The 21621-nt window shown below is 62.8% G+C and carries 21 protein-coding genes, 1 tRNA gene and 1 pseudogene; 9 read left to right on the top strand and 14 right to left on the bottom strand.

The window, feature by feature from the left end; genetic code table 11:
• Window positions 1–5: 5 nt before the first annotated feature.
• From ntrX to hflX, 3 genes are all read left to right on the top strand, one after another.
• A complete protein-coding gene (gene ntrX, locus V474_RS03640) occupies window positions 6–1409 on the top strand; it encodes a nitrogen assimilation response regulator NtrX (protein WP_059150152.1) in 1404 nt (467 codons plus the stop codon).
• A 185-nt stretch (window positions 1410–1594) separates the two neighbouring features.
• The gene (hfq, locus tag V474_RS03635) at window positions 1595–2200 is read left to right on the top strand and encodes an RNA chaperone Hfq (protein ID WP_059150151.1); all 606 of its coding nucleotides are present in this window, start codon (window positions 1595–1597) and stop codon (window positions 2198–2200) included.
• Between the two features lie 27 nt (window positions 2201–2227).
• Window positions 2228–3637, top strand: coding sequence for a GTPase HflX (gene hflX / locus V474_RS03630; RefSeq protein WP_236710612.1), 1410 nt, complete (start codon window positions 2228–2230; stop codon window positions 3635–3637).
• A 50-nt stretch (window positions 3638–3687) separates the two neighbouring features.
• On the opposite strand, the gene mazG is transcribed toward hflX, so the two are convergent.
• From mazG to V474_RS03580, 10 genes are all read right to left on the bottom strand, one after another.
• Window positions 3688–4467 (bottom strand): nucleoside triphosphate pyrophosphohydrolase, encoded by a 780-nt coding sequence (mazG, locus tag V474_RS03625; RefSeq protein WP_059150150.1) that lies wholly within the window; start codon window positions 4465–4467, stop codon window positions 3688–3690.
• A 95-nt stretch (window positions 4468–4562) separates the two neighbouring features.
• Entirely contained in the window at window positions 4563–4748 is a 186-nt protein-coding gene (locus tag V474_RS03620; protein ID WP_059150149.1) for a hypothetical protein, read from the bottom strand.
• Window positions 4745–5527 (bottom strand): MBL fold metallo-hydrolase, encoded by a 783-nt coding sequence (locus V474_RS03615; RefSeq protein WP_059150148.1) that lies wholly within the window; start codon window positions 5525–5527, stop codon window positions 4745–4747. Before V474_RS03615 ends, V474_RS03620 begins: the two co-directional genes overlap by 4 nt.
• Entirely contained in the window at window positions 5524–6315 is a 792-nt protein-coding gene (locus tag V474_RS03610) for a TatD family hydrolase (RefSeq protein WP_059150147.1), read from the bottom strand. The genes V474_RS03615 and V474_RS03610 overlap by 4 nt, the downstream gene beginning before the upstream one ends.
• Window positions 6315–7874: a methionine--tRNA ligase gene (gene metG / locus V474_RS03605; protein ID WP_059150146.1), complete on the bottom strand. Its 1560-nt coding sequence runs from the start codon at window positions 7872–7874 to the stop codon at window positions 6315–6317. The genes V474_RS03610 and metG overlap by 1 nt, the downstream gene beginning before the upstream one ends.
• A 93-nt stretch (window positions 7875–7967) precedes the next feature.
• Entirely contained in the window at window positions 7968–8936 is a 969-nt protein-coding gene (locus tag V474_RS03600; RefSeq protein WP_059150145.1) for an AAA family ATPase, read from the bottom strand.
• Window positions 8933–9583 carry a dTMP kinase gene (gene tmk / locus V474_RS03595; protein WP_059150144.1) on the bottom strand — a complete coding sequence of 217 codons (651 nt, stop codon included), beginning with the start codon at window positions 9581–9583 and terminating at the stop codon, window positions 8933–8935. Before tmk ends, V474_RS03600 begins: the two co-directional genes overlap by 4 nt.
• Window positions 9580–10737, bottom strand: a complete 1158-nt coding sequence (locus V474_RS03590) for a D-alanyl-D-alanine carboxypeptidase family protein (RefSeq protein WP_059150143.1) — start codon at window positions 10735–10737, stop codon at window positions 9580–9582. The genes tmk and V474_RS03590 overlap by 4 nt, the downstream gene beginning before the upstream one ends.
• 63 nt (window positions 10738–10800) lie before the next feature.
• Window positions 10801–11877 carry an SPOR domain-containing protein gene (locus V474_RS03585; RefSeq protein ID WP_059150142.1) on the bottom strand — a complete coding sequence of 359 codons (1077 nt, stop codon included), beginning with the start codon at window positions 11875–11877 and terminating at the stop codon, window positions 10801–10803.
• A complete protein-coding gene (locus V474_RS03580) occupies window positions 11861–12817 on the bottom strand; it encodes a lytic murein transglycosylase (RefSeq protein WP_201785999.1) in 957 nt (318 codons plus the stop codon). Before V474_RS03580 ends, V474_RS03585 begins: the two co-directional genes overlap by 17 nt.
• Window positions 12818–13052: 235 nt before the next feature.
• On the opposite strand from V474_RS03580, the gene V474_RS03575 reads away from it, so the two are divergent.
• Window positions 13053–13142 (top strand) — tRNA-Ser (locus V474_RS03575).
• Window positions 13143–13328: 186 nt separating this feature from the next.
• On the top strand, window positions 13329–14477 hold the full coding sequence (locus V474_RS03570) for a tyrosine-type recombinase/integrase (protein ID WP_059150140.1): 1149 nt from the start codon (window positions 13329–13331) through the stop codon (window positions 14475–14477).
• 88 nt (window positions 14478–14565) lie between these two features.
• Here V474_RS03570 and V474_RS26480 read toward each other — a convergent pair whose 3' ends face one another.
• Together V474_RS26480 and V474_RS24780 are read right to left on the bottom strand one after the other, a co-directional pair.
• The gene (locus V474_RS26480; RefSeq protein ID WP_236710602.1) at window positions 14566–14958 is read right to left on the bottom strand and encodes a helix-turn-helix domain-containing protein; all 393 of its coding nucleotides are present in this window, start codon (window positions 14956–14958) and stop codon (window positions 14566–14568) included.
• 561 nt (window positions 14959–15519) lie between these two features.
• Window positions 15520–15651: pseudogene (locus V474_RS24780) on the bottom strand (transposase domain-containing protein); the annotation flags it as partial.
• A gap of 203 nt (window positions 15652–15854) precedes the next feature.
• Between V474_RS24780 and tnpA the strand changes: the two are divergent.
• From tnpA to tnpC, 3 genes are read left to right on the top strand one after another with little or no spacing between them, the layout of a single operon-like run.
• Window positions 15855–16307 carry an IS66-like element accessory protein TnpA gene (tnpA, locus tag V474_RS03560; protein ID WP_059150139.1) on the top strand — a complete coding sequence of 151 codons (453 nt, stop codon included), beginning with the start codon at window positions 15855–15857 and terminating at the stop codon, window positions 16305–16307.
• On the top strand, window positions 16291–16644 hold the full coding sequence (gene tnpB / locus V474_RS03555) for an IS66 family insertion sequence element accessory protein TnpB (protein ID WP_059150138.1): 354 nt from the start codon (window positions 16291–16293) through the stop codon (window positions 16642–16644). The genes tnpA and tnpB overlap by 17 nt, the downstream gene beginning before the upstream one ends.
• A 41-nt stretch (window positions 16645–16685) precedes the next feature.
• Entirely contained in the window at window positions 16686–18287 is a 1602-nt protein-coding gene (gene tnpC / locus V474_RS03550) for an IS66 family transposase (protein ID WP_059150137.1), read from the top strand.
• A 456-nt stretch (window positions 18288–18743) separates the two neighbouring features.
• On the opposite strand, the gene V474_RS03545 is transcribed toward tnpC, so the two are convergent.
• Window positions 18744–19628 carry an NmrA family NAD(P)-binding protein gene (locus V474_RS03545; protein WP_059150136.1) on the bottom strand — a complete coding sequence of 295 codons (885 nt, stop codon included), beginning with the start codon at window positions 19626–19628 and terminating at the stop codon, window positions 18744–18746.
• Between the two features lie 98 nt (window positions 19629–19726).
• On the opposite strand from V474_RS03545, the gene V474_RS03540 reads away from it, so the two are divergent.
• On the top strand, window positions 19727–20689 hold the full coding sequence (locus V474_RS03540; RefSeq protein ID WP_082699580.1) for an AraC family transcriptional regulator: 963 nt from the start codon (window positions 19727–19729) through the stop codon (window positions 20687–20689).
• Here the strand turns inward: V474_RS03540 and V474_RS03535 are convergent.
• Entirely contained in the window at window positions 20620–21516 is an 897-nt protein-coding gene (locus tag V474_RS03535) for a LysR family transcriptional regulator (RefSeq protein ID WP_059150135.1), read from the bottom strand. The two genes, V474_RS03540 and V474_RS03535, sit on opposite strands and share 70 nt — an antisense overlap.
• Between the last annotated feature and the right edge of the window lie 105 nt (window positions 21517–21621).

Raw genomic sequence — 21621 nt, 5'->3', positions numbered from 1 at the left:
AGCCCATGGCACTCGAAATCCTGATCGTCGACGATGAACGCGATATCCGCGAACTGGTCGCCGGCGTACTGAGCGACGAAGGCTACGAATGCCGCACTGCCGGCGACAGCGAGGCTGCGCTTGCCGCGGTCGACGCGCGCCGCCCGTCGCTCGTCCTGCTTGACGTATGGCTTCACGGCAGCCCGATGGACGGCCTTGAGGTACTTGACGCGATCAAATCGCGCGAACCCGAACTGCCGGTCATCATCTTCTCGGGCCACGGCAACATCGACACCGCGGTCGCCGCGATCAGCCGCGGCGCGGTGGACTTCATCGAAAAGCCGTTCGAAGCCGAGAAACTGCTCCACCTCGTCGGCCGGGCTACCGAGACCGAGCGCTTGCGCCGGGAGAACGCGCAGCTCAAGCAGGGTCAGGGCTTCACCGGATCGGAGGAGTTCACCGGCTCCAGCGGCGCGATCAACCAGGTCCGCGCCACGCTGAAGCGCATCGCCAACACCGGCAGCCGCCTGCTGATCACCGGCCCCGCAGGTTCGGGCAAGGAAGTGGCCGCACGCCTTCTCCACGCCTGGAGCCCGCGCGCCGACAACGCCTTCGTCAGCGTTAATTCCGCTCGCATCACCCCCGAACGCTTCGAGCAGGAACTGTTCGGTGAAGAGGCGGACGGCGCCCTGATCCGCCCCGGTCTGCTGGAAACGGCGGACGGCGGTACGCTCTATTTCGACGAAGTGGCCGACATGCCGCTCTCCACCCAGGCGCGCATCCTGCGCGTGCTGACCGATCAGGCCTTCGTGCGGGTTGGCGGCAGCCGCCAGATCCGTGTCGACGTTCGCGTGGTCTCCTCCACCTCGCGCGACCTCGAGAAAGAGATCGCCGAACGCCGCTTCCGCGAAGATCTGTTCTACCGCCTCAATGTGGTCCCGGTTTCCATTCCCGCACTGCGTGAGCGCCGCGACGACATTCCCGCACTGATCGACCACTTCTTCGCCCGCTATGCCAACGAACAGGGCGTGGCCCCGCCGCAGGTCAGCAGCGAGGCGATGACCGCGCTTCAGGCTTACGAATGGCCTGGCAACGTGCGCCAGTTGCGCAATGTGGTGGAACGCACCGTCATCATGGCCCCGCGCGAAAAGCTGGCGCGGATCGAGGGCGACATGCTGCCGCCGGAAATTTTCAACAGCCGGGGAGGGGCGGACGCCGGCGCCACCGTGATGATGAGCGCGCCGCTACGTGAAGCCCGCGAAAGCTTCGAACGCGAATACCTGCGCGTCCAGATCCGGCGGTTTTCAGGGAATATCTCTAAAACGGCCGCCTTCATCGGGATGGAGCGATCGGCGCTTCATCGCAAGCTCAAGCTACTTGGCATGTCGGAACGCCGCGAGGACGAAACAGACGTTGACGAAGCGCTCTGACGATTCGGAAACTGCAATCAGTGCGCCCTTCAGGACGATAATTTTAGCGCTGTAACATTTTTGCTACAAAAATGCCGTTTACTGCACTGCAGCAAATCGGTAGTTTCTGATTCGAGAACGGCGCCCGGGAATCCGGCGCCAGATCGCGGACCGCATAAGCGGCCGCCAAAAAGAAGGAGAATACAATGGCTGGTCGAACTCTCACGGCGCGCCCCAAGCCCACTCCGGCACCTGCCGCTGAGCCGGCTGAAGTCGCTGTAAACGCCGCAGTTCCGGTAAGCGCCGGTACGTCGGCACCTGCAGCGCCCGCCGCAGGCAAGGGACAGAACCTTCAGGACCAGTTCCTCAATCTCCTGCGCAAGAACAAGACCCCGGTCACCATGTTTCTGGTCAAGGGCGTGAAGCTCCAGGGCATCGTTACCTGGTTCGACAATTTCTCGATCCTGCTGCGCCGCGACGGCCAGTCTCAGCTCGTCTACAAGCATGCGATCTCGACCATCATGCCGTCGACCCCGGTCGATGCGCGCCAGTTCTCGAACGGCTCGGAAAGCGCGAAGAAGCTGCGTGTCCTGCAGGACGTGTTCCTTTCCAGCATCCGCAACGCCGGCGTGCAGGTGACGATGTTCCTCATCAACGGCGTCATGCTTCAGGGCCGCGTCGCAGCATACGACCTGTTCTGCATGCTGCTGGAACGCGAAGGGTACGTACAGCTTGCCTACAAGCATGCCGTTTCGACGATTCAGCCCGTGACTCCGGTCGACCTTCAGGCGCATGAGGAAGCCGACGATTGACGTCGCGACTCTGGAAGCTGAACTGATTTGAACGACGAACTTATGGATGAGGTCACGCGCGGTGCGCGTGCCCTCGTCGTTTATCCGCAAATGCGTGGCCCTCGGGGCCAGATGGCCGACCTTGATGTTGATGCCCGGCTGGAAGAAGCAAAGGGCCTCGCCCTTGCGATCGGGCTGGAAGTGGTCGAAGCGATGGCCATCGTGATCCGCGAACCGCGCGCCGCCACGCTGTTCGGCGAAGGCCAGATCCAGAACATCTCGGTCGCCTGCACGCTGCATGAAGCCGAGCTGATCATCGTCGATGGCTCGCTCACCGCGATCCAGCAGCGCAATCTGGAAGAAAAGCTCAAGCGTAAGGTCATCGACCGCACCGGGCTGATCCTGGAAATCTTCGGCGAACGCGCGGCGACGGCGGAAGGCCGTCTGCAGGTCGAACTCGCTCACCTCGATTACCAGGCTGGTCGCCTTGTTCGCAGCTGGACCCACCTTGAGCGTCAGCGCGGCGGCTTCGGCTTCCTCGGCGGCCCGGGCGAAACCCAGATCGAGGCGGATCGCCGCCTGATCCGCGACCGCATGGCGAAGATCCGCCGCGAACTGGAACAGGTCCGCCGCACGCGCGGCCTGCACCGCGACAGGCGCGAGAAGGCGCCCTGGCCGATCGTCGCCCTGGTCGGGTATACCAATGCCGGTAAATCGACCCTGTTCAACCGCCTGACCGGCGCGGAAGTCATGGCGGAAGACCTCCTCTTCGCCACGCTGGACCCGACGATGCGCGCAGTCCGTCTGCCGGGTCTCGAAAAGGCGATCCTGTCGGACACCGTGGGGTTCATCTCGGACCTGCCGACCCAGCTCGTCGCCGCTTTTCGCGCTACCCTGGAAGAAGTGACCGCCGCTGACGTCATCGTCCACGTTCGCGACATGGCCAATCCCGATACCGAGGCCCAGAAACGTCAGGTTCTCGACATTCTTGCCGACCTTGGCGTGATGGAGCCGAAGATCGACGAACGGGCCCTGCGCCGCAAGGAACAGGATGACCGCGTCATAGGCTGGGGCCGCGACGATGAGGAAGAGGAGGGGCCCGCTCCCTTGATCCCGATCATCGAGGTCTGGAACAAGTGGGACCTGCTTGCTCCCGAGCAGATCGAAGCGCTGCGCGAAGCGATGTCGCACCGTGACGGCGAGACTATCATCCCCGTCTCAGCGCTGACCGGAGAGGGCTGTGACGATATGCTGGCCGTCGTCAGCCGCACGCTGACGCTGGGTTCGAAGGTCTACAGCTTCGTGATCCCGGCCGCCGATGGCCAGCGCCTTGCCTTCCTCCACGCCCGCGGCGAAGTCGTGGCCGAGGAAGATGCGGGCGAAGGAGAGGAGGGGCCTCTGCTGCGTATCCAGGCGCGTCTCTCCGAGCGTGAACTGGGCCGTTTTACGTCACTTTGAGCCCCAAACCCTCCCTGTCGCGAAGCGATGGGGAGGGCACTCACTTCAAATCACGCCTTTTCAGCACGTTTGACTGCCTGCCAGTAGGCTTCCTGTTCCTCAAGCGACAGGCTGGCAAAATCGACGCCGTCGCCTGCTGCCAACGTCTCCATACCCCGAAAACGCCGTTCGAACTTGGTGTTCGCCGCACGCAAAGCGTCCTCCGGGGCGATACCGTTCAGGCGCACGAGGTTGACCGCCGCGAACAGCAGGTCGCCCGCTTCCTCCAGCTTGTCCGCCGCCGAAGCTTCATCCAGTTCCGCCATCTCTTCGCGGACCTTGTCAGCGGCGCCGCTGGGGTCAGGCCAATCGAAGCCCACTCTCGCGGCGCGCTTCTGCAGCTTCTCCGCGCGCATCAGACCCGGAAGCGAAATCGCCACGCCGTCTATGGCGCTGGTCGCACCCTTGGCAGCACGTTCCTCAGCCTTGATCGCCTCCCAGCGCTCGGTCTGGGCATCGCCGGATACGTCGTCACCGAAGATGTGCGGATGACGGGCTTCCAGCTTGTTCGAAATCGCGGAAGCAACGTCGGCAAAGGTGAAATGGCCAAGCTCCTCGGCCATGCGGGCATGGAATACGACCTGGAGCAGCAGATCGCCGAGTTCGTCGCGCAGCGATGCAAGATCAGCCTGGGCAATCGCTTCGGCCACTTCGTAGGCTTCCTCGATCGTATAAGGGGCGATCGTGGCGAAAGTCTGCTCGCGATCCCATTCACAGCCAGTCTGCGGATCACGCAGACGAGCCATGATGGCAAGGAGGCGGTCGATTTGCTGGTGACGGCTGTCAGTCATCTGTTCCTGCCCATTAGAAAACGCTGTTCTTGCCGGCTCAGATGAAACCGATAATATATCTTATGTTAAATTCACGATTGTTCCGAGAAGCGCCGTCAAGGCTGTATCCGGAAACCGGACAACTGGATGATCAGCACAAGCCCGATGATGATCGCCGCCCATATCGCAACAAGCCGCATTGTTTTGCCCGCACCAAGCGAGTGAAGCTGGGAATTGCGCGTCACCAGGATCAGGCAACCAATCAATGAGATAGCCGACATGAACATGGCTGTCTGGCTCATGGCGTGATCACCAACCCGTCGTAGGCAATATGGACATTCTCGGGAACCTGCGCGCTCAGCGTTGCATAGTCCATGCTCTTGTCGAGATGGGTCAACACCGCCATGCCGACCCGGCAGACGGAAGCCAGTTCGAGCGACATGGCCAGATGCGAATGGGTCGGATGCGGTTCGCGGCGCAGGCAGTCGATGACGAGCACGTCGCAGCCGTAGAACAAGTCTACCATGCCTTTGGTGATCTCGCTGAAGTCCGTTGCGTAACCGATTGATTTTCCGTCAGCATCGAAGAGAAAACCGGTGGATTCGGCTGGGCCGTGAGGCATCTGGGTATGGCCTACCCGAAAACCTTCGCACAGCCGGAGAGTGTCAAGATTATCCAGCGAAACCAATGTGGGATAACCGAACTGGCCCGCAAAGACATAGCCGAAACGCTGGCGCAGCCTGCGCACGGTTTCCGATGCGGCGAAGCCCGGGATCGGCCCTGCACGGCCGTAGCGCAGGGGACGAAGGTCATCGATTCCGTGGCAGTGATCGGCGTGGTCGTGGGTCCAAAACACCGCGTCGATGCGATGGAATTCGTTCGCCAGAAGCTGCGCTCGCAAGTCCGTCGGGGTATCGACCAGGATCCGCGAACCAGCGTCGCTTTCGACCATGATGGCGACACGGGTGCGGCGGTTGCGGGGCTCCTCAGGATCGCACAGCCCCCAATCGGCCTTGCCGTCCTCGCCGCCAAGACGCGGTACACCCGTGGACGTACCGCTTCCGAGGATGGTCAGTTTCACGCGGGACTGTCCGCGTAAGCTGCCTTGGTGAACAGGCCGAAGAAATTGCGCGTGGTTGTTTCGCCCAGCTGCTCCAGGGTCACGCCGCGCAGGTCTGCAACAAAGCGCGCGGTGTCGGCGGTGAAAGCCGGCTCGCACTTGCGGCCGCGATGCGGGATCGGCGCCAGGAACGGCGAGTCGGTTTCCACCAGCAGTCGGTCTTCAGGAATCACCTTCACGACCTCCTGCAAATCTTTGGCGTTCTTGAAAGTTACGATGCCCGAAATGCTGATCGTCAGCCCCAGATCGAGCACCTTGTGGCCGAATTCGGCGCTGGCGGTGAAGCAGTGGATCAGCGCCGGAAACGCCCCCTTCCCCATTTCATCCTTGAGGATACTGGCGGTATCGTCCTCGGCATCACGCGTGTGAATGATGATCGGCAGGCCGGTTTCGCGCGCCACGGCGATGTGAGTGCGAAACAGCGCCTGCTGCACGGCACGGTCGGACTTATCGTAATAGTAATCGAGCCCTGTCTCGCCGATGGCAATCACCCGGGGGTGCGCTGCGGCTTCAAGCAAAGCGCCCTCGCCCAGATCCGCGTGCTGATCGGCTTCATGCGGATGGATGCCGATCGACGCCCAGACGTCGCGCTCACGCGCGGCGGTGGCGACCACGCGGTCCCATTCGCGCTGCCGCGTCGAGATGTTGAGAAACCCGGCAATTCCGGCTGCGCGGGCGCGGGCGAGCACGGACTGCTGATCCTCAACGAGGCCTTCGTATTCGAGATGGCAGTGCGAATCGATCAGCATCAGACGGGCGCCACCTCCGGCATTTCAAGGCGGGGGAAGACTCCCACGGGCTTGTCGACCTTATACCCCGTGGCGACCAGTGCGGCCAACCAGCCCTTGTCCGCCAGCGCGGCGTAATCGCGCGCTTCGGGGACCAGCCCCATCTGGTCGAGCAGGGCGTCGATTGATGCGGGCACCACGGGGCGCACGGCGATGGCAAGGTCGCGCACGACGCGAAAAAGCGTCATCAGGACCGCTTCCATGCGGGACGGATCAGTCTTGCGCAGCGTCCAGGGAGCCTGTTCGTCCACGTACTGGTTACATGCGAACACCGCACGCATCCAAGCGTCCAGGCCGTTGCTGAAGTCGAGTGCATCGAAGGCGGCGCGTAGTCCGGCAATGCCCTCGTCGACAGCAGCGAACAGTGCTGCGTCGGCTTTGGTTTCTGGCAAGTCGGCCTTAACTTCGCCATCCATGTTCTTGAAGATCATGGATAAGCTGCGCTGCGCGAGGTTGCCGAAGCTGTTGGCCAGTTCCGCGTTTGCACGCGTCACGATGGCCTCGTGCGACCACGAACCGTCCTGGCCGAACGCGACTTCGCGCAGGAGGAAGTAACGCACCGCGTCAACGCCGAAAGTTTCAGCCAAACCGATGGGATCGGTGACGTTGCCCAAGGACTTCGATTCCTTCTGGCCGCGGTTCAGCAGGAAACCGTGGCCGAAGACCTGCTTGGGCAAAGGCAGTCCGGCGCTCATCAGGAAGGCCGGCCAATAGACCGTGTGGAAACGTACGATATCCTTGCCGATCAGATGCAGATCTGCGGGCCAGAATTTCGCGTAATCGCCGTCCTCCTCGGGGAAGCCGAGGCCAGTGATGTAGTTCGTCAGGGCATCGACCCAGACATACATCACATGGTTGTCGCTGCCGGGCACCTTGATGCCCCAGTCGAAGCTGGTGCGCGATACCGAGAGGTCCCGCAGGCCGCCTTCGACGAAACGCAGGATCTCGTTCTTGCGGCTGTCGGGACGGATGAAATCGCTCGATCCGTAGAGTTCGAGCAGTTTGTCCTGATATTTGGAAAGGCGGAAGAACCACGATTCCTCGACGGTCCACTCCACTGGCGTGCCTTGGGGGGACAGCTTTTCGCCGCCCTCGCCTGCGACGAGTTCACTTTCGTCGTAGTAGGCTTCGTCCCGCACCGAGTACCAGCCCTCGTAGCGGTCGAGATAGAGGTCGCCGGCAGCCTCCATACGCTTCCACAATTTCTGTGTTGCAGCGTGGTGGCGCGGTTCGGTGGTGCGGATGAAAACATCGTATCCGATGTTAAGAGTATCGCACATATCACGGAAATGTTGAGACATTTCCGTCGCGAGGTCAGCAGGCGTCGTGTCCAGTTCGCGCGCTTTTTGGGCCATTTTCAGGCCATGCTCGTCCGTGCCGGTCTGGAAGCGGACGTCGAAACCTTCCGCCTTCTTGAAGCGGGCGATGACGTCGGCGGCAATTGCCTCGTAGGCGTGGCCGATGTGCGGCTTACCGTTCGGGTAGCTGATCGCGGTCGTGATGTAATAGGGCTCGCCCATGCGGCGTCGCGCTTTCTATCTGATGTTTAATGTACAAAGCTCATGTATTTTCTGAAGAAGGTGCCGCATCATTCGGCCCATCGCAAAAATACGCTAGCGAGCCGCTTCTCTAGGCATCGCGGTCGAGGCCAGCAACCCGCCAATTTCCATTATGAGGAGCCCGGCGTCGAAATTGTAGGTGGAGGCCTGAGTCGACAACTTCGTCAGCACGCCGTGCGCTTCGATGATTTTCATCTGCCGGGCGCGGGAAGCATCGCGAAGCTGGTGGACCAGCACCGAGCGCGCCAGTTCGAGCGTCGCGATCTGGCGGTCCCGGGCCGGGCGGGCGCCCATCTCGTCGGCAAGTAAACCGCGCAAGTGGAACTGGGCGTCGCCCTCGCGCAAAATACGCAGCATCAGCCGGTGGATGCCGCCAAGGTCATGTTCGACGAAATCAAGCGCGACGCCGGGCGAGCCGTGTGATGCGGCGATGGCGGCGGCGCGTGCAGCGGCGTCCGCATGGGGCGCGCCCTGCTGAATCATCGTGTCGAGTTCCCCCGCGCCCAGCGCGGCGAAGCGCAAAACCCGGCAGCGCGAGCGGACGGTCGGCAGCAGGCGCCCGGGCTGGTGCGTCAGCAGCAGGAAGTAGGTGCCGAACGGCGGCTCTTCCAGCGCTTTAAGCAGAGCGTTGACGGCGCCCTTCTCCATGTCGTCGGCCGGATCGATGATGATCGCTCGCTTCTCGCCCAGCGTAGGTTTGGTGACGAGACGGCGGATCATCGCCCGCACCTGATCGACTGTGATGTTGCGCTTGGTCTGGTAGGGCTTGCCCTCGGCCTTCTTCTTCGCCTCGTCGTCATTGGCGGGAAGGTGTTCGAGGATCAGGATATCGGGATGGCCATCAACCTCGGGCACCGACTGGCCCGGTATCCGAACCAGCTCAGCGGCAGCAGCGCGGGCGAAGGCGCGCTTGCCCAGTCCCTTGGCGCCGCTCAGCAGCCAGGCATGGTGCATTCGCACGGAGGCGATAGCAGACAGCCATTCCTGCCACGCCGCGTCCTGGCCGATAAAAGCAGCGTTCATGCGTCCCCGGTCAGCAATGCTTCGAGCGCGGCAAGCACGAGCGCATGGGTCGATGCCGGGTCGCCGTTGCCATCAATGCGGGCGAATCGCTCCGGTTCGGACGTCGCAAAAGCCGAAAAGGCGCTGGCGACGCGGGCGTGGTAAGCGCTGTTACGGCCGCCGATGCGGTCCGATCCGTCTGTGTCGCGTAAAGAAAGACGTTGGACCGCGACTTCGGGAGACACTTCGACCAGCAAGGCAAGGTCGGGCAGGAGGCCCTCGCTTCCGATCTGGTGGAGCAGGCCGATATCGGCGTCGGACAATCCGCTACCGCCGCCCTGGTAGGCCCGGCTCGAATCGAGATAACGGTCGCAGATAACCCAGGCGCCGCGTGCCAATGCCGGGCGGATCAGGCGGTGGACGTGGTCCGAACGGGCAGCGGCGAACAACAGCGCCTCTGCGCGCGGGTTCCAGCTTTCGCCCTGATCGCCCTCGACACCGTTGAGGAGCAGGGCGCGGATCGCCTCAGCCCCCGGCGTGCCGCCCGGCTCCCGTGTGGTCACGACTTCCAGCCCCCGTTCACGCAGGGCGTCAGCCAACAGCCGGGCCTGCGTGGACTTGCCAGCCCCCTCCCCGCCTTCGAGCGCGATGAATCTTCCCTGCATCATGTGAAGAGGTTGATAAACCCGTTCCACAGCCTGTCCAGCGTACCGGCCTTGCCGACATCGCGCCCGGCGTAAAGCGGCACGCGGCCCGGCGCGAGGCCAGCGACCCGGATTTCCAGTTCGCCAACCTGCTCACCCTTGCGGACCGGGGCCACGATCGGACCGCGATAATGGACCGCGAGGGTGATTTTGGGCCGGCTACCGCGCGCGATGGTGGCATGAACCTCGCGATTGGCGACGAGCGGCAGAGTGCGCGCGTCTCCGCCCTGGATGCGGGCCTGCGCCACGGTTTGCCCCTGATCGAACAGATGGCGCGTATCCCACGCGGCGAAGCCCCATTCGAGGAGCGCCTTCGCAGCATCATCGCGCACCTTGGGCAACGGTGAACCGGCCAGCACCATGACGATGCGGCGGCCGCCACGCTCGGCAGTGCCGAGGAAGTTGTAGCCCGCCTCGCGGGTGTAGCCGGTCTTGATGCCGTCCGCGCCGGGCACCACGCCTACCGTCGGGTCATGGCTGCGCATGACGACATCGCGCCAGAGCCAGCGCTTGTGGCCGGAAAACTCACGGTAAAGGTCGGGGTAGCGGGTGATCATCGCATCAGCCAGCCGCACCAGATCGCTGGCGGTGACGTAAGTGTTGCCGCCGTCCATCCAGCCATTGGGTGTATTGTAATGGCTGCGCGTCATACCGAGCCGGCGAGCGGCGTCGTTCATCTTTGCCGCCCATCCCGCCACGCTGCCCGCATAGCCTTCGCCCAGCACGACTGCTGCATCGTTGGCCGATGCGGTCATGATGCCGTGGAGCAAGTCGCGCGTTGTCGGAAAATCTTTCGTTGTCAGGTACATATTCGTACCTTTCGCGAACCATTCCCGCTCCGTCTCAGGCCGCTCGTTGAATTTGCGCTCCATGCTGAGGCGGCCCGCGCCGATCTCCTCGAAGGCGACGTAGGCGGTCATCACCTTCGTCACCGAGGCGGGCAAGAAAGGCGTGTCCGCGTGTCGCTGTTCCAGCACCTGGCCCGATCCGAGGTCAACAAGGATGCTGACCGGGATCGGTGCCAATTGGGCTGGCGGCGTGGGAACGGCGGCCCCGGCGGCGCTGGCGGGCAGCGCGGCGGCAAGGACGAGCTTCAGAGCATTCAGACTGGACTTCAAGACCCGTATTCTCCCGCGCGTCCACCGGACGCCTGGCTTTCTATCGCGCGGGAGCCATGAAGGTCACTCCGCGCTCTGGATTCGTGCGTCCCTATAACCCGCACCCTTTGCCTTCTCCAGCGCCTGCGCAGCTTGTGCACGGTTGCTGTAAGGACCCAGGCGCACGCGCCAGAATTTTCCGGCTTGTGAGACACTTGCGCCAAGCTGCCCGGCAACCTTGCGCGCAGAAGGTTCGGACGAGAATGCAGCTACCTGGACAACGAACGATCCCTTCGCGGCAGTAGCGGTCGGACCGGCGGCCTGGGGCTTGGCCACTGGCGGTTTGGGCGCTGGCGCTTTGAGGGCCGCAGTGCTGCTTGCCGTGGGCTTTGTCGGCAGCTTGGGCTCAGCCGGTGCCGGTCGTTTGGGAGGCTGCACTGACGGCGCCGCTAACGGCGGCTTGGCAGTCGGTGTCTTCGCCGGTTTACTCATCGCCGGCGCAGGCTTCACCGGCTCGTGCTTCACCGGCGCGGGCTTGAGCGGCGAGGCCGCCTCCCCGGCAGGCAAGGACGGAGGGGTTGGCGGGGTGGACGGCGGAGGCAGCAACGGCGACTGTTCGGCCAACTTTCGGCGCAATACCTTGAGCAGCCCTTCCGGCGTCTCCATCCGGTCAGGAGCATGCCCGCCTCTGCGCAGCAGCGCACGTTCCTGCTCCGGCGGGTTGACCCGGCGCACACGCACCGATCCGCGCCCGCCCGGTGGCAGTCCCAGTTGCGCGATCGCATCGGGGGACAGTTCCACCAGTGCATCGTTGGTCATCGGCCCCCGCCGTTCCAGCCGCACGAGGATCGTTCGCCCGGAATCGAGCGCGGTCACTTCCACATAGCAGGGCAGCGGCAGGGTCTTGTGCGCTCCGCTGACGCCAGCGCCCTCACCCGCGATGGCCATGCCGACCGCGTCGTAATTGAGCTGGTCTACAGGGGTCCAAACAGTGCTGCCGATAGTGAAAGGCTCGCCCACCACAACGGGATAATCGGCAGCCGGGCCCGTTACCGGCACATCGGGCGGCAGCTGCCTCCGGTCTGCGGCAAAGGCGCCGCCAGCGGCTCCCAGCAGGATCAGCGCCGCAAGCGGCAGGGCGTGGTTAACGGGAAATCTCATCTGCAAGCAACCCCACGGACATGGCGTAGTAGTTCGAGCAATTGTACTGGAGGATAACCCGATAATTACCGGTTAACAGATATGCCGGTGTGCCCGGCCCATCAGGCTGGAACAGGGAGGCAAGAACATTGCCGCCAATCGCGCCCTGCGGCGAGACGCCCAGCGCGCGCCACTGCGAGACGGTCTTCCACTGGGAATGGCGGGCATGCACCCGGTCGCAGCTGGGAGCGGCCAGTTTGGTCGCATAGCTGTCGACGCTGAATCCGCCCGGCACGCTCGCACGCACGCCCCAGGGCTGGCCAGGCCGCCATCCGGCATCGCGGAAATAGTTGGCGATTGACGCCAGCGTATCGGCGGAACTGTTGAAGATGTCTGCCCGCCCGTCACCGTCGCCGTCTGCTGCAAGGCGAAGGTACACGCTTGGCAAAAACTGCGGATAGCCGAAGGCCCCTGCCCAGCTGCCCTTGAGCTGCGAGCGCGGCACGCCCCGGTCGACCATCTTCATCAGCGCGATCAACTCACCTTCGAACAGGGCGCGGCGGCGCCCCTCCCAAGCCAGCGTCGCAAGCGAGCGGGCAAGGTCGAAGTCTCCGGTATAACTGCCGAAATTCGTCTCGTGTCCCCAGATCGCGAAGAGAATCGGCGCAGGCACCCCGTAGCGCCGCTCGATCTGTGCAGAGATCGAAGCCAGCGAAGTATAGCGCGCGCGGCCCCGGCCGATGATTGAACTGCCGACATGCTGAGAGATGTAAGGGGCAAGCGCGGGCGGCGCGGTCTGCCGACCGGGCTGTGCGGTATCCAGAGCGATAACCCGCTCGTTCGGCGTCAGCCCACTCAAGACGCTGGTTATCGCGGTTTCGCTCACTCCCTGGCTACGGGCATGGGAGGCGACCTGCTGGAGATAGGCAGGAAAACTCTCCGATTGGGCGGATACCTGCATCGCCGGCATCGGCACCAGGATGAGGCCAAGCGCCATGGATGGAATACGCAGCGAACGCAGAAGGGATCTGAAGGTCATTACAGGGGAACTTCGCACAAAGATTACCGGTTGCAAATGGGGCGCCGCGCTCACCCGTGGACAGCCATCGCATATGCAGTGCCCTTCACCGAAGAACACGAGGTTTGCATTGCCCCCCTTGCGCCAGCGCCACATTGAGCTATGCGCAAAACCGAGCGGACAGGTGGCCGAGTGGTTTAAGGCAGCGGTCTTGAAAACCGCCGTGGGTGCAAGCTCACCGTGGGTTCGAATCCCACCCTGTCCGCCAAAAACCCCTTCACTGACATTCGCCACTGACCGGAAAATTGGCCTAAACGCCCGATAATCAACGACAATTGTTCAACGTCGACCGCCCTCATTCGGCGTCGTCCAAAAACAAATGTGGGACTGGGTGTGGGACTGGAGCCGAGCGAGGGGCTTCAGATAATCGCGATTCGGTGGTAGATTCGTGGCCATGGGAAAGCTCACCGCTACGATCATCAAAGAGCTCGCTGATCCCGGCCGATATCCGGACGGTGAAGGGCTCTATCTCAAAGTGTCGCCATCCGGCGGCAAGAGCTGGGTGCTGCGCATCCAAGTGAACGGGACCCGGCGCGACATCGGCCTTGGTGACGCCAGGCATATTCCCGTTCGCACGGCCCGTCTGGAGGCCGCTGCAGCCAAAAAACTGGCGGCTGCGGGGATCGACCCTCTCGAAGAGCGCCGCAAGGTCACGCGGGTGATTCCAACGTTCAAGCAGGCAGCCAAGTCGGTGCACGCCGAGATGTTGAAAAGCTGGAAGAACCGCAAGCACACCAAGCAGTGGCTCAAGACCCTTGAGCTTTACGCCTACCCGAAGCTCGGCAAGCTGAAGGTCGACAAGATCGACGGGCCGCTGATTCGCGATGCCCTGGCGGAAATCTGGCTCGATATTCCGGAGACGGCGCGCCGAGTGCGCCAGAGGATCGGCACCGTGCTGGATTGGTCCTATGCCAACGGACTTCGCGAGACCGAAGCGCCCATGCGCTCGATCTCGAAAGGGCTTCCTCGACAATCCAGAAAGAAGGGGCACTTCGCCGCACTACCGCATACACAGGTCAGGCAGTTCATTGTCGAACTAAGGGCAAAAGTCGCCTGCGCGAGCACCCTGGCGCTAGAGGCCGTGATCCTGACAGTTGTGCGCTCCGGAGAACTTCGCTTGGCCACCTGGTCCGAGTTTGATGAGGATCTTACGCTTTGGACGATCCCGGAAGATCGGATGAAGATGAGGGTCGAGCATGTCGTCCCGCTTTCTGCGCAGGCGGCTGACGTTTTTCGCAGGGCCCGCGCGCTTCGCATTGACGGCAATGACCTCGTTTTCCCGAACTCCAGATCTGGAAAGGCCTTGTCGGATATGGCGCTTCTGCAGCTGGTTCGCGGCATGGGCCACGGGGTAACCGTCCATGGGTTCCGATCCAGTTTTCGCGACTGGGCGGCGGAAGAGACGGATGTGGCGGAAGCGGTGGCGGAGGCATCCCTCGCTCACAGCGTTGGGGACAAGACCAAGGCTGCCTATCTGCGAACGGATTTCTTCAAAAAGCGGCAGGTGCTGATGCAGGACTGGGCAGACTACTGCTGCTCGTGACACCGATGGGCTGAAAGCGATTGATCCTCATTGCCGCAGCGGTTTGACGCCTTCAGCGGTAACGACGATTGCGATCTGCCCGATCTCCTCAGCGGATCAATTCGGTGAAGGATTTGCGAGGGCGACCTCGGCTGGCAGGACGGCACCGCGGCGTATCGTTCGTACGCCGTTGTCTTTCGACGAACGCTTCCAAAGCGTTCACAGCAATGAGTGAGACCTTGCCTATCTTGATCATATCGATTTCACCGGTGGAAATCAGCTCGTACAGCTTGGTCTTTCCAATACCCAGCATCGCGGCGGCAGTTGGAATTCTTACCGACACCGCCTTGCATGACGGTGGAGGAATGGTGCGGGCTGAGCCCGTCCGGAGAAACTCATTCGCGGGCCCCACATTGGCTGTCCCCCGCAGGTGCTCGATTGTGGGCTGCAGGGGTTTATCCGTGGGTAGCGAAGCATACCGCTTGAAGTCGCTCGTCCGCAAGTTCTTCCTCCATTTCCAAAGTGCAAATCCGCGTTGCAGGCGGGTTGCGGACCTTGTATCCCCGGATGGTTGGGGCGTGCGAGGGGTCTCGCTACCTCGTCGCAGAGCGGCGTGCAAAAACAAGGCATGGCGTATGTTGTCGGCCATGGTTCGGCGCTTAACTGGGCTACGTAGGTCGTTTCGCCGCTCGGCGAATGGTAATCCAAGGCCAAATGGTCGCGGTTCGACAGGGTCACGGCAACGAGGCATTCGGCGGTACGGTATTTTACATCAGGAGCCTGCATTGGCCGCCGACACGGGCAATTTGATCGCTTTGACCGCAAACATCGTCGCTGCGCATGTCAGCCACAACTTCGTCGCACCGGAAGCGCTGAGTTCGCTCATTAAAATGTGTTCTTGGCCCTGCAGGCAACGGGAGCCCCTGCTGCGGACGAGCAACCAGCAAAGCCGGTGGGTGCCGTCTCCCCAAGGGCGTCGGTTAAAGCCGATCGCCTGATCAGCATGATCGTATGCGTTCGGTGAAGACCCTTCAGGTTTGGCCTGAGCCTTGCTGAGAGTGGGTCAGGCTGCCTGAGCGTCGGCGTGAAGGTTGGCCTGACGCGCTTTCCAATTCCATGGCAGGAGTTCGTGCAAGCGGGTCTGCGGATGATCGGAGATCGTCGCGATGACGTATGCGAGCCACGCATGCGGATCGCGTCGGAATCCATGGCCGGCTTCAATTGGAATTCGCAAAGAAGGCGGTGGCCGTCGCAGGTCGGATATCGTAGCTGGCTCCTGACGCGAGCTTTTGCCGAGGTCTGAGTGACACGCCTCAGTTGTAAGCGCGAAATTCCGCGCACCTGTTCGGTTGAGTGACGCGGTGTGAAGGATGTGTCCACCAAGGAAGAGGTGGACACATGGAGATGGCACCGATGGGCTCCTATGGGCTTGAGGTTGTAAGGGTGACGAGTAACGGCCGGCGCTATTATGGTCGGGCGGGGAAGTCACGGTTGGTCGAGGCGTGCCTCGAGCCGGGCATATCGGTGGCGAGGCTTGCGCTGGAGCATGGTGTCAACGCCAACCAACTGCGCAAATGGGTCAGGAAGTATCAGGAGCGGCAGAGTGCGAAGGGGCAGCGGAGCACGGGGCCGTTGCCGGATCCGTCGGCGTTTATCCGGGTGGAGACGTCTCTGGCGCCTGCGGAGCGACACACTGGTGGGATCGCGATCCGGTCTGCGGGATTGGTACCGTCAGTGCGGCTGCAGGCGTCGATGCCAAATGGCGTATCGCTGACGCTGGAGGGGTGTGACGCGCAGTTACTGGCGGTGATGATCGATGCGCTGGGGCATTGCAATGTTCCGGCTCGCTGAAGATCTGCGCGTCTATCTCCACCGGGATCCGATCGATTTCCGTTGTGGGATCAACAGCCTTGCGATCCTGGTCGAGCAGTCGATGGGCCTCAATCCGTTCGAGCGCGCGGCGTTCGCCTTCTGCAACCGGCGCCGGACCCGGATGAAGCTCCTGTTTTTTGACCGGTCGGGCTTTGTATTGGTGCTCAAGGCGCTGACGGAGGACAAGTTCCGATGGCCCAAACGAGCGGAAACGGTGGTGGCGCTCACCGCCGAGCAATTGCGATGGCTGCTCGACGGGATCGATATTGACGCAATGGTCCCTCATCCGGTGCGGCAATATCAGTTTGTCGGCTGAAGGCTGTTGACGCGGGAACGGGCTTTCGATTCAAGACTGCGATGGATCGAGGCGGCGTGCCCACTATTGCGGAATTGATGGCGCTTCTGGCGACGAAAGCCGCCGAGGTCGAGGCATTGGCGGCCGAGAGGGACGCCCTTGCCCGGCGCATACTGAAGCTTGAGGAGGAACTGGCGCTGGCGCGGTTGCACCGCTTTGCGCCGCGCAGCGAAAAGCACATGGATCGCGTCTTCAATGAAGCCGAGCAGGCCGCCCTTGAGGACGATGCAGACGAAGATCACGACGATATCGACGAGCCGGGCGCTGCCGATCTTCCCGACACGGGATTGCCGGAGGCGAAAAAACCAGAAGGGAAGAAGCGCGGGCGCAAGGCACTTCCTGCGGGCCTGCCACGCCAGCGCGTCGAATATGACCTCGCCCACGACCAGAAGGTCTGCCCGTGCTGCAGCGAACGGCTGCATCGCATGGGGGAAGTGGTAACCGAGCAGCTTCACATCGAGGTGAAGGCCACGGTCCTGCAGAATGCCCGCGCCAAATATGCGTGCCGCAATTGCGACCGCACCGGGGTCGCCACGCCGATCGTCCTTGCGCCAATGCCCGCCCAGCCTTTGCCGGGGAGCATTGCCACGGCCTCGACGCTGGCCTTTGCCCTTGTCCACAAATACGTGGATGGCACGCCGCTCTATCGTCTGGCGCAAACCTTCGAGCGTGCAGGTGTACCCGTTAGCCGCGGTGCTCTGGGCCATTGGGTGATTGGTTCGAGCGAGAGGCATCTGTATCGCATCTATGACGCCCTGAAGCTGCGGCTCCGGTCCCAGGACGTCATTCATGGCGACGAGACTACGGTTCAAGTGCTGAAGGAAGAGGGCAAGGCCCCTACCAGCACCTCGTATATGTGGGCCTACCGCAGCAGCGAGGACAGCAAACAGCCGATCGTGCTGTTCGACTATCAACCCGGTCGCGGGCAGGAACATCCGCAGGCCTTCCTCGGCGACTATCGCGGTATCCTGATGAGTGACGGCTATACGGCATGGCGCACATTGAAAGGCGCCACGCATCTGGGTTGCATGGCCCACGCCAGACGGCGCTTTGCCGACGCCCTCAAGGCGAGGAAGAAACAAGGCGGGCCGCCCGCACAGGCGCTCAAGTTCTTCGACCAGCTCTACCGGATCGAAAGGCAGGCGCGGGACGAAATACCCGATGAGGGGGAAGCGCAGGCCAGCTACATGCGCCGCTTCCGCCAGAAACATAGCGTCCCGGTCCTGGATGCCCTCAAGGCGTGGCTCGATGCGATCGCACCGAAGGTCATGCCCGAAACCAAGCTTGGTGATGCGGTATCCTACACCCTCAACCAGTGGGAATACCTGACGCGCTACGTCGAAGACGGCAGGATGCCGATCGATAACAATCTTCTCGAACGTGACATCAGGGTTTTTGCAACAGGAAGAAAATCCTGGCTTTTCTGCGACACAGTGGACGGCGCACGGGCGAGCGCCGTCACCTACAGCCTGATGCTGACTTGCCGCGCCTGCGGCGTCGAGCCTCTCGCGTGGCTACGCCATGTCCTCACTGAACTGCCCCAGCGACCTCACGACGCCGATATCGACGACCTGCTGCCATTCAACTTCGAAAGACCCGCCTGACCCGCCGACGTCGTTGCGGTGGCCTGGCTCGTCCAGCGTCAACTATGATGGCCGCACTGCCTCCGGAAGCAACGTGCTACGAAATGCGCGCTTACCCTCAGTTGGCTCTGCAGCGGCTTTTATTGTCTTTTGGCTAGCTGAGGCATTTGGTTCGCTGCGATCAACGAGTTGAGTGAAAGCACCGCGGCCGATGATCGTGCCGACAGGGACGAGGCGGCTTAGAACTTATGCCTTCTCCCATGATGTCTTCGACTGTTTTTTGTGCGTCTGCAGAGCTGCGGGAAGGCCCGGCTTTGGGACGCTGCGGTCATTTCGCGATCGGGTCCCAAACGGCTGCTTCAGATATAAACCGACATTCGCGAACTTCGCCGCGTGGTGGCGTCGAACGAGCGAATCTAGCCACTACGCGATAGGCAGCTTCTGGGAAGCGAAACGGGGGGTCGGCGGCGGGCCACCTCAAGGTCCGCTAGTGATCGCCGGTCTCAACGCCTCCTCCGCCCATTGTCGGAAGCTCGTCGCGCCGATTATGGCGGTGGCGCGCGAGGCGACGTTGTCCATGCCTTCCTCCTTGGCGCGCAGCATATCGACATACCCTTGCGCGAACTCGTCGGTCAGTCCGCGTGCCATCGCAGCGTCCTTGTACGCGTCGTAGGTCTGATGCTCGTACCGCACCTCACGGCCGATGACGTCCGACACGATCGCCGCAAGATCGGCATAGGACAGTTCTTCGGGACCGAGCACCGGCACATCTTCCTGTCCGGACCATGAGCGGTCGATCAGCAGGCCGACCGCGGCAGTGCCCGTATCGCGCGTGGCCGTATGCGGCAGCTTCTTGTCGGGATCGATCGGGCCGAACATTTTGCCCTGACGGATCGCACCGGCTTGCCGCAACGCATTGTCCATGAAGGCCGGCAGAGCGAGCCCCCGCACGGCGGCGCCCGTCGTGCGCAACAGGTCGATCATGTGGATCGAGCCGGTCGCATTGCCGGCCCGCTCATGCCACGTCGTATCGCGCCCCAGCGTCGTCGCGGCGACGATGTGGCGCACGCCGTGCCGGCGCATCGCCGCTGCGCCCGGTCGGGCGAAATCGACCGTAGCCGCCGCAGGCGTCGCCGCTGGCGTTGGCGGGCACAGCCAGAACACCGCGTCCGCTCCCCGAAACGCGCGATCGACCACGGCGGCATCGCCGTGCGATCCTTCGACCACCTCCACCTGGTCGCGCACTTCCTGCGCGAGCTTCGAGGAATCACGGACAATCAGGCGCAGCGCCTCGCCGGCATCGAGCAGATGCCGGACGACGTGGCGGCCGATGTTGCCCGTGGGCGTAGTTACGACGATCATGGCAACACTCCAGTTGGTCGCTTAACGAGATAGTCGGAGGCATCAGAACGAGCTATATCCGATCGTCGCCCATTCCTTCGCCATCGTCCGGAATTGCCATGGATCCCCTGTCCGACATCCTTTCGATCCTCAAACCCGAAAGCTACCTCACGGCTGGCCTCGACGCCGGCGGCGCATGGGCGATCCGGTTCGGCAATCGTCCCGGAACGATCAAATGCCACATCGTGACCGCCGGAACCTGCTGGCTGGCGGTCGACGGGATCGACGCCGTCCAGCTCGTCGCGGGAGATTGCATCATCCTGCCGAGCGGGCGGTCCTTCACGCTGGCGAGCGACCTGACGTTGGCCCCGGTCGACGCGCACGACGTGCTCAGCCACGCCCGTCCCGGGGATGTCATCGTGCACAAGGATGGAGGCAGCTTCGCGCTCCTTGGCACCCGCTTTGAGGTCGACGGGCTGAAGGCGAGTGCGCTGCTCGGAGCGCTGCCGCCGCTCATCCATCTCCACGAGGCCGACGATCGCGACGCCATGCGGTGGTGCATCACGCAGCTGATGATCGAGATGCGCGACGGAAGGCCGGGCGGCAGGCTCGCCGCGCGGCATCTGGCGCATCTGATGCTGCTGCGTGCGTTTCGGCTTCATCTGTCACGGCAGGCCGGCGACCGCGTCGGCCTGCTGTATGCGCTCGCGGACTCGCATCTGGGCGAAGCGATCGAGGCGATGCACGCAGAGCCCGCCCATCGCTGGACGTTGGCAAAACTGGCAAGCCGGGCCGGGCTGTCGCGGTCGATCTTCGCGCAGCGGTTCCGGGCCAGGGTCGGCGAGACACCAATCGGCTATCTGACACGGTGGCGTATGATGCTCGCAACCGACCGGCTGGCAAATGGGCGGGAGCCGCTCGGCAGCATTGCAAATGCGCTTGGCTACGAATCCGAGAATGCCTTCAACACGGCGTTCCGGCGCGTGATGGGCTGCTCACCGCGTCGTTATCCTCATTCGTCGAATATGTTTTCGGCCCAGCCAACCATGAAATCGACAAAAGCGCGTGTCTTGGGTGCTTGAAAGCGGCCAGAGGGCCATAGAATGTTCCATGTTCCCCGTCGGTCGAGAAGTCCTTCCAGGACGACCTGCAACACCCCATCCCCGATATGCGATTGCACCATGAAGTCGGGGAAGGCGCCAATGCCAGCCCCCGCCAATGCCAGGTCGAGGAGCGGGTCGATGATGCTCGCGGCCAGGGTAGCAGGAACAATGGCCTCCGGTGCGCCCGCGATCGGCCAAGGTGCAACGCGTCCGGTCGACAGTCTTTGCCTTAGGCAGGCGTGTTCGAGCAGGTCGTCGGCGGTCTTCGGAGTCCCTGAGCGCTCGAGATAGCCTGGCGCGGCGACCAGCAGCCAGCGGAAGCGCCCGAGCTTGCGATGCTTCAGGCGACTGTCGGCAGGCTCGCCCGTGCGGATGACGGCGTCAAACCCTTCCTCGATCACATCCACCAGCCGGTCGCTGAAATCCAGGTCGAGCTCGATTTGCGGATGCAGCGCCATGAATTCGGCAAGCGGCCGGGTGTGGACCGCGCCGGTGAGCGGCAAGCTCAAGCGCAAACGACCGCGTGGTTTGGCCGAGGCGTGCGCGATCTCGTTCTCGGCCTCCTCGAGCCCTTCGAGGAGGCTCCGCACCCGCGCCAAGAAAAGGCCGCCCGGCTCGGTCAGCGAGATCGTGCGGGTGGTCCGATGAAAGAGTTGGACGGATAGCTGCTCTTCGAGCCGGGCGATCGCCTTTCCCACCGCAGAAGAGGAGATACCGAGTGCCTGCCCGGCGACTCTGAAGTTCCGCGCCTCGGCCGCTGCGGCAAATGCCTGCAGTCCGCTCAAACTATCGACCTGGATCGTCATTGCCAACGTTTACTCCGCTATGATCGGAATTCCAGCCTTCTTATCCTAAAGCAGATCAATTGCTATCTGGGCGGCTTCAGCGGCGCGAGAAGCCGCGATCGGAGC

This window comes from Novosphingobium barchaimii LL02 (assembly GCF_001046635.1).
Classification (GTDB): domain Bacteria; phylum Pseudomonadota; class Alphaproteobacteria; order Sphingomonadales; family Sphingomonadaceae; genus Novosphingobium; species Novosphingobium barchaimii.
This window is presented reverse-complemented; position numbering and strand designations above follow the sequence as displayed.